The 14457-nt window shown below is 34.9% G+C and carries 14 protein-coding genes; 2 read left to right on the forward strand and 12 right to left on the reverse strand.

All coding sequences use genetic code 11. From position 1 onward, the window contains the following. Positions 1-124: 124 nt before the first annotated feature. The 5 genes from NiCM35_RS09240 to NiCM35_RS09260 all read right to left on the reverse strand — a co-directional run bounded on the left by NiCM35_RS09240 (position 125) and on the right by NiCM35_RS09260 (position 5950). Positions 125-2365, reverse strand: coding sequence for a GAP1-N2 domain-containing protein (locus tag NiCM35_RS09240; RefSeq protein WP_433779283.1), 2241 nt, complete (start codon positions 2363-2365; stop codon positions 125-127). A 708-nt stretch (positions 2366-3073) separates the two neighbouring features. Further along, positions 3074-3292 carry a hypothetical protein gene (locus NiCM35_RS09245; RefSeq protein ID WP_433779285.1) on the reverse strand — a complete coding sequence of 73 codons (219 nt, stop codon included), beginning with the start codon at positions 3290-3292 and terminating at the stop codon, positions 3074-3076. Positions 3293-3300: 8 nt separating this feature from the next. Then, complete coding sequence (locus NiCM35_RS09250; protein WP_433779286.1) at positions 3301-3996, reverse strand: nuclease-related domain-containing protein; 696 nt, start codon at positions 3994-3996, stop codon at positions 3301-3303. Between the two features lie 49 nt (positions 3997-4045). Continuing rightward, the gene (locus NiCM35_RS09255) at positions 4046-5041 is read right to left on the reverse strand and encodes an acrylyl-CoA reductase family protein (protein ID WP_095329921.1); all 996 of its coding nucleotides are present in this window, start codon (positions 5039-5041) and stop codon (positions 4046-4048) included. Between the two features lie 312 nt (positions 5042-5353). Continuing rightward, positions 5354-5950, reverse strand: coding sequence for an AAA family ATPase (locus NiCM35_RS09260; protein ID WP_095329920.1), 597 nt, complete (start codon positions 5948-5950; stop codon positions 5354-5356). Positions 5951-6124: 174 nt separating this feature from the next. Between NiCM35_RS09260 and NiCM35_RS09265 the strand changes: the two genes are divergently transcribed. Beyond that, a complete protein-coding gene (locus NiCM35_RS09265; protein WP_095329925.1) occupies positions 6125-7213 on the forward strand; it encodes an iron-containing alcohol dehydrogenase family protein in 1089 nt (362 codons plus the stop codon). Positions 7214-7245: 32 nt separating this feature from the next. Here NiCM35_RS09265 and NiCM35_RS09270 read toward each other — a convergent pair whose 3' ends face one another. Beyond that, on the reverse strand, positions 7246-8109 hold the full coding sequence (locus NiCM35_RS09270; RefSeq protein ID WP_433779288.1) for an NAD(P)-dependent oxidoreductase: 864 nt from the start codon (positions 8107-8109) through the stop codon (positions 7246-7248). A gap of 102 nt (positions 8110-8211) precedes the next feature. Continuing rightward, positions 8212-8901, reverse strand: coding sequence for an iron-sulfur cluster repair di-iron protein (gene ric / locus NiCM35_RS09275; RefSeq protein WP_171509975.1), 690 nt, complete (start codon positions 8899-8901; stop codon positions 8212-8214). A 154-nt stretch (positions 8902-9055) separates the two neighbouring features. On the opposite strand from ric, the gene NiCM35_RS09280 reads away from it, so the two are divergent. Then, positions 9056-9751 (forward strand): Crp/Fnr family transcriptional regulator, encoded by a 696-nt coding sequence (locus NiCM35_RS09280; protein WP_171509976.1) that lies wholly within the window; start codon positions 9056-9058, stop codon positions 9749-9751. A gap of 94 nt (positions 9752-9845) precedes the next feature. On the opposite strand, the gene NiCM35_RS09285 is transcribed toward NiCM35_RS09280, so the two are convergent. Genes NiCM35_RS09285 through NiCM35_RS09305 form a run of 5 tightly spaced genes read right to left on the reverse strand, consistent with a single transcriptional unit; the run spans position 9846 to position 14449 of the window. Beyond that, positions 9846-10718 carry a PfkB family carbohydrate kinase gene (locus NiCM35_RS09285; protein ID WP_164464094.1) on the reverse strand — a complete coding sequence of 291 codons (873 nt, stop codon included), beginning with the start codon at positions 10716-10718 and terminating at the stop codon, positions 9846-9848. Positions 10719-10738: 20 nt separating this feature from the next. Next, on the reverse strand, positions 10739-11737 hold the full coding sequence (locus tag NiCM35_RS09290) for an SIS domain-containing protein (RefSeq protein WP_095329916.1): 999 nt from the start codon (positions 11735-11737) through the stop codon (positions 10739-10741). Between the two features lie 33 nt (positions 11738-11770). Then, positions 11771-12844, reverse strand: coding sequence for an SIS domain-containing protein (locus NiCM35_RS09295; RefSeq protein WP_433779291.1), 1074 nt, complete (start codon positions 12842-12844; stop codon positions 11771-11773). Between the two features lie 14 nt (positions 12845-12858). Continuing rightward, positions 12859-13689, reverse strand: coding sequence for a PTS system mannose/fructose/sorbose family transporter subunit IID (locus NiCM35_RS09300; RefSeq protein ID WP_433779292.1), 831 nt, complete (start codon positions 13687-13689; stop codon positions 12859-12861). Continuing rightward, positions 13673-14449, reverse strand: a complete 777-nt coding sequence (locus tag NiCM35_RS09305) for a PTS mannose/fructose/sorbose/N-acetylgalactosamine transporter subunit IIC (RefSeq protein WP_172859937.1) — start codon at positions 14447-14449, stop codon at positions 13673-13675. Before NiCM35_RS09305 ends, NiCM35_RS09300 begins: the two co-directional genes overlap by 17 nt. Between the last annotated feature and the right edge of the window lie 8 nt (positions 14450-14457).

A 14457-nucleotide genomic window follows, 5' to 3' on the forward strand; every position in this document is an offset into this window, starting at 1 on the left:
CATACTCCTTTCTCAACTGTTTTTCCCCTATCATAACAAACATTTTCAATAATTCCACTTAATCCGACTTGCTTACTCCTATAAAAAACGGAGCATCTTATTAAAAAAAGACGCTCCGTTTCTCTTAATTCACATAAAAATATCCTATAACTCCAAGAATGATTAAAACGATTAAAAGAATTCCATATTTGCGAAAAAACTTTACACCTGGATTCGCCGTTTGTTCACGAACTTCCTTTAAAAGTTTTTTCAAAGATTGAGATCGTATACTTGCTAATTCTCTTTTCCGTTCTTTCTTCTTCCAAATAGAATTTCGATCGGTAATTAAGTAATCTTTTAAGGCATAATTGAACCTTGGGCTTGTCCCGAATTTTTTCAAGGACCATTCAATATAATCAAGCATTTCATCTTCAGAACCATATATCGCTATATACGAAAAGACTTGGCGATGCTCCACGCCCGCCATTCCTCCTGGAAACAGAAGGAGAAATCGTTCATATGGCTTAAAAAGACCATTGTCTTTCGTAATCTCTTGGGCTAAATCACTTGCTTTTGCTTTAATTGGTTCACTTGCCATCCGAAAAACATGTTGTGTTTGTTCCTGAGATAGATAGAAATAGGTATACAGTAATTCTAATACTTCAAACTTCTCCTTTTCCCAGCCCTTTATCTCAAAACTACGTTCCTCTTTGCCTTGTAAAAATATCTCTCCAAACTGCTTAACATCGGCAAGATCTACTTTTTCCAACTGTAATTGTACCAATAGCTGTGCTTTTACATCCGGCAGTACCATCCGCTTATATGCTTCAAATGGAATAGACCTTTGAAAATAAACGATTATTTCAAAGACAATGGCCATAGGATGGCTGCTTTTTTTCACTTCATACACTAGTCTATTTTTTGTTGATTTTAAGAACGTTGCATTATGCTCAAAGGAAGAATTTACATGCAATAGATTTTTGATATTAATTAAAATTTGGGATAAGGAATGTTGAAAGCTGAATTCATGCTTTAAATAATCTTCAATAATCTCTGAGTAAGAAAAAATATCACTCATATAAGATAGAACTTGCTGATACGTTTCTGGATATTTTCCAAGAATTTCCCATAGTGATTGGCAAATATCTTCGCCTTCATAATAAGCAATCGTTTTAACAATAAATTCTACAACATCTACATGTTCAACAACCTTTTGGATTTCCAAAACAAATCGCAGATAATCTCGAACAATGGAAGCATCCTTCATCCGCTCTTCTCGATGGAGCACTTGTTTGAAAATATGTACAAGCTCGAGCTTTTCCCGATGATTTTTTTGCAGAAAAGTATACAGCATTTTCAATGTCGCCACTTTATCGTTATCATAAAAATAATAATCTAGTTTTTCCATATAAAATAGAAGAAATAAGTCATTGTATGATTGAAGAGCAAGTTTCTTCTGTTTATCCAATCCTTTTAAAGCCCGTTCACAGTAAACAAAAAATTCATCTAGCTCTGTGGCAGTTTCGAGTGCTTCAAAAGCAAAGTGAAGATAATCATGATCTTCTTCCTTAAAGTTTAAGCCGTTTCTTTTGTCCTGACTTAAATCAAAAGTAAATTGGTTTTCCACGGCTCTTTTTCGGAGACGAATGGATCCCTGTTCTACAAACATTACATGGATATTTTCTAATATTTCTGGTTCATTATGAAAAGTAGTTGCACCAAATAATCTTCTTGTTTCATAGGGCATATATATAAATAATAGTTCCAATAGCCACATTGCATATTTATGTTGCAGATGAGGTGAGGCCTGAAACGATATATACACTCTTTTCTTTTCCGCAACTGCCGTAATACAAGCAAATAATAATTCTTTGAATTTCTTTTCATCCAGTTGTAAAACATGAAACAGTTCTTGCTTTTTAGTAAAGATATTCTCTTTCGTATAAGAGACATATTCTATTTCTTCTAATTTTTCTCCTAGATTGTCGATATCTTCCAAGCTATAAAAATGTTCAATATGAAAAATTTGAGAGGGTTTATGAATCCATTCCTCTTTTCTACTTACAGGAATAATATAATTATGTACAAACAGGCGATTCTTTCGCTTTGGGCTTTCAGCAGGCGCAAAACTAGATTTCCCTATCACTAATTCTCCCGTATCAGGCTGCATTAAAGTAAATTGCGGTGGATAATTCTCTATTTCTTTGTCACTGCTTTTCTTTAATTCACTCGGCATATGATACGTACTAATTGGAATTAGGTATTTCTTGATGAAGCTTTCCTCCACGTTAGGTGAGAAAACTATAGTATCAGACTCATCACCTGTAAGAAAAAGACCTTTACTATCTCTAGTTACTATTTGCTGCTGTATCAGGCTTTTTCCCATTATCCTCTCCTCCTTCTTTCCTTGATTGTATAAGTTAGGTTTATATTAATACTTCTATATTCATCACTATATTTACAATATAAAAAAACAACTTTCATTTCATTTTCGAAAAATAAAAAACAGCTAATATCTGTATTATACAGGCATGCTGTTTTTTTAAAAACCAACTTCGCTCCACTTTTCTAATAAATATAGAAATTCTTCCTGCTTTTTTACGAAAATTCTATATGTGATTGCCTATTCTAGAAAAGTTCTGGAGTCTGTATCCTTTTTCTTTTTTGTTTCTTGCTTTTGGTAATTGAGCGCTCCTCTCTGTTCCCCTTTTTCTTTCTGTCTCTTGCTTTTGGGCACAGAGCGCTCCTCTCTGTTTCCTTTTTTCTTTCTGTCTCTGGCTTTTGGGCACAGAGCGCTCCTCTCTGTTCCCCTTTTTCTTTCTGTCTCTTGCTTTTGGGCACAGAGCGCTCCTCTCTGTTCCCCTTTTTCTTTCTGTCTCTTGCTTTTGGGCACAGAGCGCTCCTTTCTGTTCCCCTTTTCCTTTCTGTCTCTTGCTTTTGGGCACAGAGCGCTCCTCTCTGTTCCCCTTTTCCCTTCTGTCTCCTGCTTTTGGGCACAGAGCGCTCCTCTCTTATCGCAATTTTTCTAAAAGAAGGTGTTCACGCACGCTCTTTTCTTTTATTTCAGCTTACATGTTATTAACTCGATTATAAACTACTCAAAATAGCTCCAACGGTTGACTCCAGCTAGCTTAAAATGTTTTACTAATATTCTTCTTATTCTTTTTTTGGAATGAATGATTCTACACCAATCATATAATAAGGGGGTTGTTATTTTTTCATTAGGAAAAAGTAATTTCAGTTCTTCTACATTGCGTAATACCGCTGCTTCGACTGTTTCTGCCTGTCTGCATTCTTCACAAACTACCTTCATTCCTATTTCTACCACTTTAAATGATGACATGTTTTGCAAAAGATGCCTTTCTGTAATTCTTTATATTCATAGATTGGAATTTTTGAAAAAGGAGATTTGTCGATGTGCAATGCTGTTAGTTTTTCAGCCAATTGCTTCTGAAACTTGTTCAGCTTTTTAGAAGGATGACCCATCCTTTTTAAATATCGCTGGACTTGCGTTGGAAAAATAAATGGTAAAGATAGTGGAGTTTGGTATAAGGTAAACTCGGGATTAACAAAAACAACAGAAGAAGTAATGGATTTATTTTCCCAACCATGCTTTTGAAGTAACTGTTGAAATAATGATTCATTCCTCCTTATTTGATTTAGCGGATTACTAATTTCTTTATGCTTCATTGTATAGATACGATCATTTTGATAGTAATAATCTCCTTCATAATTCTTTATTTCGAAAAGATGAATTTCATCAGAGTTAATAATAGTGGAATCGATTTGAAAAGTAGTGTTATTTATTTGCAGTAGTAGATCATTGATTATATAACAGTCGCTCAAAAAAGTTTCTGTGAAGGAATCAAATAATTTTTCTCCTGCCAAGCCTTTTTTCAGATGAGCTAAGTACTGTTTTTCATTTAAATCTAGTTCCATACGTTGATCCAAGGATTGTAAAACGAGGATTTCTGGAGAAAATGTCCGAGGTTTATAGAGCATACTAATTTGTTTCATCCCTTCTTTTTTATTAAAAAAGGCCATTCTATAAGAACAGCCTCTTTTTCTATTCAACTGCAACAATTATTCTGCCTGTTATTCCGCCTTCTAATATTTTGGGTAATTCTTCAGGTAATTGCTGTAAAGATACTTCTTTATACACAAAGGAAGAAAGGTTTTTTGGTTTTAAATCGGTTGCAATTCTTCCCCATATTTTTTGTCTACTTACCATCGGGCAATAGACCGAGTCGATTCCAAGAAGATTCACGCCTCTAAGTATAAATGGAAATACACTTGTCGGCACAGCTCCACCACCTGTTAAGCCACTTACTGCGACCGAACCGCCATAGATTATTTTACTAATAATTGCAGCCAATGATTCGCCGCCGACAGGATCAATTGCTCCTGCCCATTCTTGCTTGTCCAACGCTTTTATCTTACCATTATAGACATCTTCTCTGCCTATAATATGAGATGCTCCGATGCTTTTCAAATAGCCCTCTGCTTCTTTCTTTCCAGAGCTTGCGATAACGTTAAAGCCTAATTGGGAAAGCATCGCTACACCGAAGCTGCCAACTCCACCAGTAGCACCTGTCACCAATACAGATCCATTCTCTGGCTTCAGACCATTATCCTGCAATCTTTGTACAGAAAGAGCTGCGGTAAAGCCTGCTGTTCCAATAATCATTGCTTCTTTTAAGCTTAATCCTTCTGGAAGCGGGACAATCCAATCTGCAGGAATACGAGCATATTCACTATAACCTCCAGAATGAGATACACCTATTTCATAGCTAGTAGCAATAACAGGGTCTCCTTCTTTAAAGCGACTGTCTTCTGAAGACACAACTATCCCTGCCATATCAATTCCTGGAATATGGGGATACGTGCGAACAATTTTTCCATCTGGAGTGCTTGCAAGTCCATCTTTATAGTTTACGCCAGAATAATGAACTTTTATGACTACTTCACCAGCAGATAAATCCTCTACGCTAACACGCTTTGTTTCTACTGAAAAATTACTATCTTTATTATCAACTACAACTGCTTGAAAATTATTTTCCATTATTAAGTCACCTCGTACTCATAGTATCAATTTAAAAATAGCAGGTCAAAGCAAAGAAATTACCCTATTAATATAGTAAAAATGTGAATTCTATCTTATAGATGTGAGTGATTTTTTTCGGCTGACTATATTTTTTGATAAAATGCTATCGCAAAATCAAAAAGTACATAGTCCAAAATGGTTAAGAAGAGACCTATTCGATCATATATTATTACATGGATCCTAGAGATTAGAACTATTTTCCCGCTAGTCGGAAAAACTTTCATTATGAGTAATATCTAACAATTCCATCACCAAAATTCATTGATTTCTTTATTTAAATAAGCTAATTTCCTTTAATTTATTCCATAATCTATCCGTTCTTTTTCTAAATGGATTTCTTTTATCATCTTTTAATTTTAAGCCTATAACCTGCGCAACTTTTTCGATTACTTCCTCGATATTTAAACCATTTGTGTCCACTTGCTCCTTAAAAATAGGAAGTTCTAGCTGTTTTAGTCGTGATTCAGCTTGGTTATATGCCCAAGAATCTTCTCCTTCTAATCTGCTGCGTAATCGTTTTTTGATCGTAGCTTTTGACGCCATCAGTGTAACATGTTTAACTATAATTTGATCATTCTGTAATCGCGAGATAATTTCATGAAAATATGCTTCATTCGTAATGGTCATCGGTACTATAATGATTCCATCGTAATCGCTGGTGATTTGTTTTAATAATGAATAGTTTGTCTCTCTCCAAAGAGGAAAATCTTGAAAATCATCCTTTTGTAAGGCAGGTGGAATATTTTTCATTAACACATATCCGAATCTTTCTGGATCAAATACAAATGCATTTTCTAATCTTTTCTCAAGCTCATAGGCAGTTGTCGTCTTCCCTGAACCAAATGTTCCGTTAATCCATATAATCATAAACTTCCCCCATAGTGTATTCTTCTTTTACTATAGCAAATTTATCAATCTTCTTTTCTTCTCGCACAAAATTTTTTGAAAAATACCTACTTTTCGGTTTCCGAAAGTTGTATAATTTTTAGAATAATATAATTTATTCACAGAGACTATCTCTAAGGAGGAAAAAAAATGCAAATTCAACCAGAGGACATCGTTAGAAGTGGTCCGAACCAATATATTTGTAAAGAAGGAATCCTAAAGGTGTTAGATAATTTATTGTCTCCTTTTCAAGCTCCTGCCATCATAACGGGCTATAAATCATTTGAAGCCTATAGTCAGTATGTCTCTTCCATTCCTGAACACTGGCAAATTATTCAGCACGCAGGCTATAGTTCGCAACAGGCAATAGAGGAGATCGCCCCATCATGTGGAGCAGCTGATGTCATTATTGGCATAGGAGGCGGCATTATATTAGATACTGCCAAGGCAGTTGCAGATAAATTAAATATCGAAGTTGTTTTAATTCCAACCGTTGCTGGAACATGTGCAGCAAGCACACCATTAAGTGTCATTTATTCACCAGATGGAGAGTTTGAAAGAGTAGCATATCATAGACGCTCTAGTTATTTAACGGTGGTTGATCCTGCATTTTTAATTCACGCGCCGATTGATTATTTAAAAAGTGGAATTGGTGATACCTTAACAAAGTGGTATGAAGCAGAAGCGATTATCCGAAATGCGAACGATGAAAGAGCTCACTCTTTATTTGTCCAAGCTGCATTAAGCCAATCTGTTTTCATCCGTGATATTTTATTAAAGGATAGTATAAAAGCTGTTCAAAGCAGTGAAGCTGGAAAGGTTACAGCGAGCTTTACTAAGACGGTAGAAGCAGTTATTACTTTGGCAGGAACAGTAGGGGGATTCGGCGGGAGATATGGAAGAATGTCTGGATCTCATGCTATTCATAACGGATTAAGCTTTATCGAAGAAACACACACCATCCTTCATGGGCAAAAAGTGGCCTATGGTATTTTAGTCCAGCTCGCTTTAGAAAACCGCATCGATGAAATTGATGCACTGCTGCCATATTATCAGCAGCTCGGTTTTCCAACCAATTTAGCAGACTTACATATTGTAGATAATCAGGCAATAGCTCTACAAAAGGTTGCAGAACATGCTGTTAATCCAAAAGAGTCGCTTCAGCTGATGGGTTCCTATCGAGCAGATGAGGTAATTGCGGCAATGAACGTCCTGGAAAGTCTCACAACTAGCAAATCTGTATAAAAAATGAAAAAGGAGATAGAATTCAACATCGCTTATAGCGATGTTGATCCATCTCCTTTTAACTCTTTTAAAACGGCCATTACATCGAATTCTCCTAATCCATTTTCAAGAGCGGATTGATATGTTTTATGGGCTGATGCTCCAATCGCATTTAATTCAGCCGTTTCACTTGCTAGTCGTAAATCTTTTGCCATATGCTTAAGGGCAAATGCTGCTGGAAACTCATCCTTTAAAATAGACGATGATTTCATTTTTGAAATTGCTGTTCCGACTGCACTTTCATTAATAATAGTTAACATGTCTTCTTTTTTTATTCCTTGGTTTTCTGCAAAAAGAACGGATTCGGCAATTCCTTGTACTGTAATTCCCAATAATAAGTTAATGGCAAGTTTTGCATTACTGCCGGCTCCAGATGGACCAAGATAAATAGAAAGCTTGCTCATCGGCTCCAATACAGCTTTCACTTGTTCGTAAACTTCTTCTTCGCCGCCAACTAAAACAAGTAAATTTCCTTCCTTAGCCGGTTGAACACTTCCTGAAACTGGGGCATCAAGAAACTTCACTCCATTTTCTAAAGCAGTATTATAAATGAATTGAGACGTTTGTGGGGAAACGGTACTCATATCAATAAATACTTTTCCTGCTTTTGCATGTGACAAGATTCCATTTTCAAGATAGATGCTTTTCACAGCATTATCGTCTGAAACCATTGTAAAAATGAGGTTACTGTTATCAACTAGTTCTGTTAACGATTCAGCCTGTTTGGCACCAACAGCAATTAATTCTTTTCCTTTATCAGGTGTACGATTATAGAACGTTAATTCATAACCAGCCTTGATTAAATTCAAAGCCATCAGAATCCCCATATTTCCTAATCCTATCCAACCTATTTTCATACAATCATCCCATCCTTCCCATCCAATAGTCATACACATTTTACCATATTATTTATCACAATACGTCAAATGTGGATATAGGATAGGAAGAAGAATTACCGTTTATAATCTTCTAAACAATACATTATTCTCTAGATGAATATGATCAAATGTTAAGCTCTCTAATTCTTCTAGTTTTAAATAGGTTAATCGGTACGTATTACATGCATGCAGTGGCAGTTCATAATCATTCGTAGCTTGGCGAATTTTCTTCAATATTTCCCCTGCTCCTTCATGTTCCTCTTCCAATATCGAGATTTCCGCACGAGCTGCTTCAAGACTTTCTGCTTCCTTACTCGCCTCATATTCTATTACTTGTGGAAAAATCCGCTGCTCTTCTCCAAGTAAATGTTGTTCTAATTCGTCCTTTAATAAATAAAACTGGGTATACACATCTTTCAAATGTAAATCGCGCTCTCCATGCACACGATAGACTTTACTAACAAATCCATCTAATTCTTCTAATAAATCTCTTGTATTTGCATGGTAATGATCAATAATATATCTCACTAAGTCAGTTAATGGCATATTCATCCAGTCAATCTCTTCGGTTGTCTGCATCTGTTCATACATAATATTGAGGACTTTTACTAAATCCTTATCTTCTAAATGTAAAGATTTAATTGCCTCTCCTATTGGTCGATTTCCCCCACAGCAAAAATCAATTTTATATTCTTTAAATAGTTTACTTGCTGCTGGAAACTTAATAATGATATCACCTGTTTTCGTCTCTTCTGTAAAAATGGCATTCATATGAACACTCTCCCTTATTAGAATAGCTAAAGTATAGAAGATATAGACAAAGGAAAATAGGATTGAAATCACAGATTAAAGATTGTTATAATTTAATTAGATAATCATCGTTTTAATTGTGAAAAAACACACAAATTGACTGGTGGTGTTAATAATGAAACAACAAATGGTTAGCCCATGTCCTAAACGAGTTCCTATATTTTACTCCTTATCAGATTCAGAAATAAAAAAAATAACAGATATTGTTCATCATAGACTATTTAAAAAAGGCGAGATGATTATAGAGGAAGGAGATATTTCCACCTCTCTTTATATTATTCATAGTGGGAAAGTCAAGCTATCTAAGTTAACTATTCAGGGGAAAGAACAAATCGTTCATTTATTAACGACTGGTGATTTCTTTGGAGAAAGCAATCTTTTTCATGATGACATGGTTATGAACTTAAGCTGCCATGCTTTAGAAGATACAAAGATATGTGTATTAAATAAACAAGATTTTGATCACATAATGTTAAGTAATCCTGACATCTCTTTCAAACTGCTAAAAACGATTACCAAACGCTTATCTCATACAGAAGATCTAGCGAGAACGTTAGCAACGAAAGATCCAGAAGTAAGAATTGCCGATATGCTTATAGAATTCTGTGAGAAATTCGGGACTGAACATCAAAATACTGTTCTTATTACCCTCCCTATCACAAGAGAAGAAATCTCCAGCTATGTTGGCCTTACAAGAGAAACAATCAGCCGTAAACTTGCAAAACTTGCCGACAAAGACATTCTTACCTTAATCGGTAACAAACAAATTCTCATTCATAATAAAGGGAAGCTTCAATCAATAGGGGGATAACATCCTCTCCCCCGTACTACTAAATGAGTGTATGATATAAGTGTCAAGATTCAAATGGTCTCCTCATGTTTATAACACTCAGAGACCTTTACTATTAAAATCGCTTTGGAAAACCAAAAGATCCTTGGATTTTGCAAACTTCTGACGAATAATGCGAAGCTTCTATAAAAGCCTGATTTACTTGTTCTTCTTGTAATTCATTATTGATTGATGTCCAACCGCTACTTAATAAGGAAACAACAAATGCAGTAAAATAGGCATCGCCAGCTCCCATAGTATCTTCTACTCTTTCTAGTTTTTTTACAATCCCTGTATATTTTCTCTTATTAGAAAAGAAAACAGGAGAATCTGCACCTCTTGTCATTAATATATAGCGTACATTCCATTGATTACAAAGATTATAAAGTCTCTCTATTTCATTCTCATCATCATCTGCACAGGAGAATAGCGCTACATCAATATGAGGACACACTTTGTTTAAATATTCTTTTGTACGATATTTAGCTGGATCTGAAAAATCAAAGGATTTTATAACAGGAATATCATTAAGGAAACCCAACTGACTTTCAGTAGCTGCATGGCAGCCACTATGCAATAGTGAAAAAGAAGATATATATTCTTTAATCTCCTTTGTTATTGAAATAGGTCTTCTGGTTCCTCTGTGAGCACCTATAAAAACTCTATCTCCATCAATAACTTCTACATCTGCTTTCTCTGTTATAGCATCTCTTGGATTAGAGCACTTACTAATATCAACACCCAACTCACTTAATACAGCTTTTATATGCTGACCTTCCTCATCATATCCAAATTCACCTAAGTAAGCCGCATTTACTCCTAATCTTTTTGCATTAACAGAAAAGTTAAGTGCATTTCCTCCAGGATACATGATTTTTCTATTGATATATCTATCTACAACATTATCTCCATAACCAATAACTTTTATCTCACTGTTTAATTTTTTCATCCTTTTTCGTCTTTCTTCCATTAGTAAGATACTACTCTGTAGTAACGTCTCTTATCTAAAGAGTGATTGCGAATATTTTCTAAATGTACACTGACCCTACCTAGTACAGCCCACATTACAGGTGGAGCAAAAAGAGGTCTAAATTTGTCACTGATTCCATGAAGTTCATAATCCTTTGTATCAAAAACATTAAAATTATTCGTGTATTTACTAGCAAATTGTTCTACTCGCTCATCTAATGGTCTTGTTTCCCCTTCTGTTTTTAACAAAGTAACACAAACATCTTCTTCTACTAATTCCAATGTTCCATGAAAAAATTCTGGTGAACTAACAGACTTAGTGCGAAGCCATTGTGATTCTTCTAGAACACACATAGAATATATATAAGTTATCCCCCACATATTTCCCGAGCCTACCCAAATTTGGTAAGGATCATTTTGATATTTCTCTGCATACGCAAGAGCTTTTTGGTCTGCTTGTTTACGAACTTCATTTAAAGCATTTGGCAATAACTTTAATTCTTCAGTAAACTGCTCATAATCTGGGAACTCGCCGTTATTATGCAATAAACGGCCAACAAGATAATATAACATCATCTCTTGTGGACGTCCGTCATTATACACAATAGGATATTTCGCTAATTGAGCAAGTGGTGTATCAGGCAATCCCGAAATTCCAATTGTTCTAACTCCTAGATCGTTTAAATACTTTACAGCTTCAATTGTTTCAGTTGTATCCCCAGACTTTGAAAATAAAATGGCAATTGAATTACTATTTAACTGCTTATGACCTGTCTTTAAAAGTTCTGCAGAAATACTTAAATAAGCAGGTATAGATGATTTTGTTTGCATTAAGTATTCAAATGGTTGCATTAGGGCGACAGATCCTCCAGACGCAGTAAAAAATATATTGCTGTACCCATCAAGGGATATTTCATCAGCAATTTTTTCAATTTCTTCTTTCAACTTTAATACCAACTTACCTTTTTCTAACATTTGACTTTCATTAAATTTTAACATCTGATTTCCTCCTATTAATTATGCATTTATTTTTTATTTTGCCTTACTTTTCATTAAAGGAATAAAATCCGGATAAATTTCTACAGCTAAATTGTTGCCTTTCTCCTCTGCTATTAAGAAGGAAAGTACTTGAAAAGGAATTACATACAAAAGAGCGCTTAATAAATCTGGAACTATAATATCAAGTGCAAATTTACTCTCGTCTTTTTCAGAGTTGCAAGTAATTAAATAAGTAGTTTTACTTATCTTTTTATTAAACTCTTCGATATCTCTTACTCTATTATCCTGATTTTCTAGTGTCTCCATTAAAAAAGTAACTGTGCTATCTCTTAATGCTAGAAAGGGACCATGCATATATTCTTCTAATTCGTAACTTAAAGCGGGATAACGAATGGTCTCTGTCATTTTTAATGCAGCTTCCTTAGCAACTCCATATCCAGGGCCATAACCAACAATAACAAAATGCTCTTTATCAATTAATACTTGTTTATTTACTTTGTACCAATCTAAAGAATAGGATATAACTTGGTTAGTTTGTTTGATTGTATCTACAATAGAAATTATCTCTCTCTCATATCGATTCGTTGTAATAACTCCCCAATACAGCGCAGTTTCTAACCCCAGTAGCATAAAAGTCAGAACTGTTGCGCTAAACCCCATTGTCACATAACCAACTTTTTCTTCCCCACAACCAATATCAATAATATTATCCGCAAATATTGCTGCAGGACTTTTAGTATCAGAAGTTAATAATGTTATATTGTTTGCTCCAAGCACTTTTGATTTTTTCATAGCTTCGATTGTAGACATGCTTTTTCCACTTTGAGAGACACCAAATACTGTTAAATTGCTTTCCTCTTTCGCTTGATAGTAACGATTAAAAGTGTAAGGCATCAAAATTTCCACTTTTATTTTTGCAATATTTTCTACATAATACTTTGAGGCTTCAATTGCATTCGAAGATGAGCCTGTTGCCAATATGGTCCAAGTTTTTTGTTGCGGATCCAGAGATTTTACGGTTTGTAACAAATTACACTTTCTATTTTTAACAATCGATAAATTCGTTTCTTGTTCTCTTGAAATATATGTCAACATATTTTCCTTCATTGCAATCCCCTACCTTACGCTATTAAAAATCCTGTCCAGGCTCCTATTATTCCTAAAACAAAAATTCCAAGAAGTATATACGTTACTTTTACTCCTCTTTTCAACAGCCATAACACTAGAAAAACAACAGCAATTGAAAGTACTCCTGGCACAATTCCATCTAGTACGCCTTGAACTGTTTGTTTAGTCTCTCCTTCTCCGAATGAGCCGCCAATTTGTAGATTAATCAAACTTGCCGTCATTCCACCAATTACCATTAAGCCAAGGATAGAAGCACCATAAGTTATACTGCGCATTAATCCCGATTTCTCAAAATTATCTAAAATTTTAGTTCCGAATTTATATCCACCTATCATGAGAAGATACCGGATAATATAATGCGGAATGTTAAAAAGTAATAAAAATAATATAGGACCTAGAATGTTTCCATTGAGTGCAAGAGAAGCACCTATCCCAGTGGCTAATACACGCAACGTTCCCCAGAAAAATGAATCTCCAATCCCAGCAACAGGTCCCATCAAAGCCACTTTTATATTACTGATTGAGGTGGTATCAAAGTTTTTACTATTCGCATTTTTTTCTTCCATTGATGTTGTAATTCCTAAGATTAAAGTTGATAGATATGGTGCTGTATTAAAAAACTCTAAATGTCTTTTTGTAGCTGCAGCTCTATCTTCTTTACTTTTGTACAACTTTCCTATTATTGGAAGCATAGAAAAAGCAAACCCCATATGCTGCTGACGTTCAAAATTCCATGACCATTCCATTGTTAGTGAACGCCAAAAAACACTTCGTAAATCTTTTTTAGACAATTTAATATCTTTATCATTAGAAGTTTTCTGCATCAGAATTCCCCTCCCCATAGTGGCTTATTGTTATTTTATTATCGATACCTACTAATATATAGGCGATAATTCCAGCCAAAATAGCAATTCCCAATACTGGTATCTTTAAAAATGCCACTAAGGCAAAGCCTAACAAATAAAAGACTACCACTTCTTTCTTTAGTATCATTTGAAGAAGTAATCCAAATCCTAAAGCAGGAAGTATTCCTGTTGCAATTGTAATACCTGTTTGAACAAAATCAGGTACTCTATTTAATAAAGCTTCCATTACTGGGCTTCCTAAATAAAATGCGATACCAACCAGTATTCCACGTGGAATACTCTTAATAATAATTCCGCCAAGAATATGCATTCTTGCAATTCCTTTTAAGTTGCCTTCCTCCGCATATCTATCTGCCTTACGCGCAAACATTGGGAGAATAAAAATTGTTAATAAGTTATCAATTATCAAAAATAATGCTGCAATTGGAAAGGCAAGAGCTAGTGCCACTTCTGCTCCTTGCCCCGTACTAATTGCGAAAGCTGTCCCTAAAATCCCTCCAGAAACTGTATCAGGTGGACGCGCCGCTCCAATGGTAAAGGCACCTATAAAAGCAAGTTCTAATGTAGCCCCCATGATTATTCCTGTTTTAATATCCCCCATAACTAAACCAGTCAGAACACCTGTTACAATAGGTCTAGACAAGAGATTTGTTCCTAAAGTCCATTCAAACACAACTAGCATTGTTACTAGTGCAAGTAAGATAGAAACCATCAACATTCAGCTGA

It is taken from the genome of Niallia sp. M35 (assembly GCF_050971705.1).
Lineage (GTDB): Bacteria > Bacillota > Bacilli > Bacillales > Cytobacillaceae > Niallia > Niallia circulans_A.

Excerpts from the sequence above, each read along its gene's own strand:
- NiCM35_RS09255 (WP_095329921.1), bottom strand. The coding sequence starts at position 5,041 with ATGGAAAATAATTTTCAAGCAGTTGTAGTTGATAATAAAGATAGTAAT.
- NiCM35_RS09285 (WP_164464094.1), bottom strand. The coding sequence starts at position 10,718 with ATGAAAAAATTAAACAGTGAGATAAAAGTTATTGGTTATGGAGATAAT.
- NiCM35_RS09250 (WP_433779286.1), bottom strand. The coding sequence starts at position 3,996 with ATGAAACAAATTAGTATGCTCTATAAACCTCGGACATTTTCTCCAGAA.
- NiCM35_RS09280 (WP_171509976.1), top strand. The coding sequence starts at position 9,056 with ATGAAACAACAAATGGTTAGCCCATGTCCTAAACGAGTTCCTATATTT.
- NiCM35_RS09300 (WP_433779292.1), bottom strand. The coding sequence starts at position 13,689 with ATGCAGAAAACTTCTAATGATAAAGATATTAAATTGTCTAAAAAAGAT.
- NiCM35_RS09295 (WP_433779291.1), bottom strand. The coding sequence starts at position 12,844 with ATGAAGGAAAATATGTTGACATATATTTCAAGAGAACAAGAAACGAAT.
- NiCM35_RS09240 (WP_433779283.1), bottom strand. The coding sequence starts at position 2,365 with ATGGGAAAAAGCCTGATACAGCAGCAAATAGTAACTAGAGATAGTAAA.
- NiCM35_RS09245 (WP_433779285.1), bottom strand. The coding sequence starts at position 3,292 with ATGAAGGTAGTTTGTGAAGAATGCAGACAGGCAGAAACAGTCGAAGCA.
- ric (WP_171509975.1), bottom strand. The coding sequence starts at position 8,901 with ATGAATGCCATTTTTACAGAAGAGACGAAAACAGGTGATATCATTATT.
- NiCM35_RS09305 (WP_172859937.1), bottom strand. The coding sequence starts at position 14,449 with ATGTTGATGGTTTCTATCTTACTTGCACTAGTAACAATGCTAGTTGTG.
- NiCM35_RS09290 (WP_095329916.1), bottom strand. The coding sequence starts at position 11,737 with ATGTTAAAATTTAATGAAAGTCAAATGTTAGAAAAAGGTAAGTTGGTA.
- NiCM35_RS09270 (WP_433779288.1), bottom strand. The coding sequence starts at position 8,109 with ATGAAAATAGGTTGGATAGGATTAGGAAATATGGGGATTCTGATGGCT.
- NiCM35_RS09260 (WP_095329920.1), bottom strand. The coding sequence starts at position 5,950 with ATGATTATATGGATTAACGGAACATTTGGTTCAGGGAAGACGACAACT.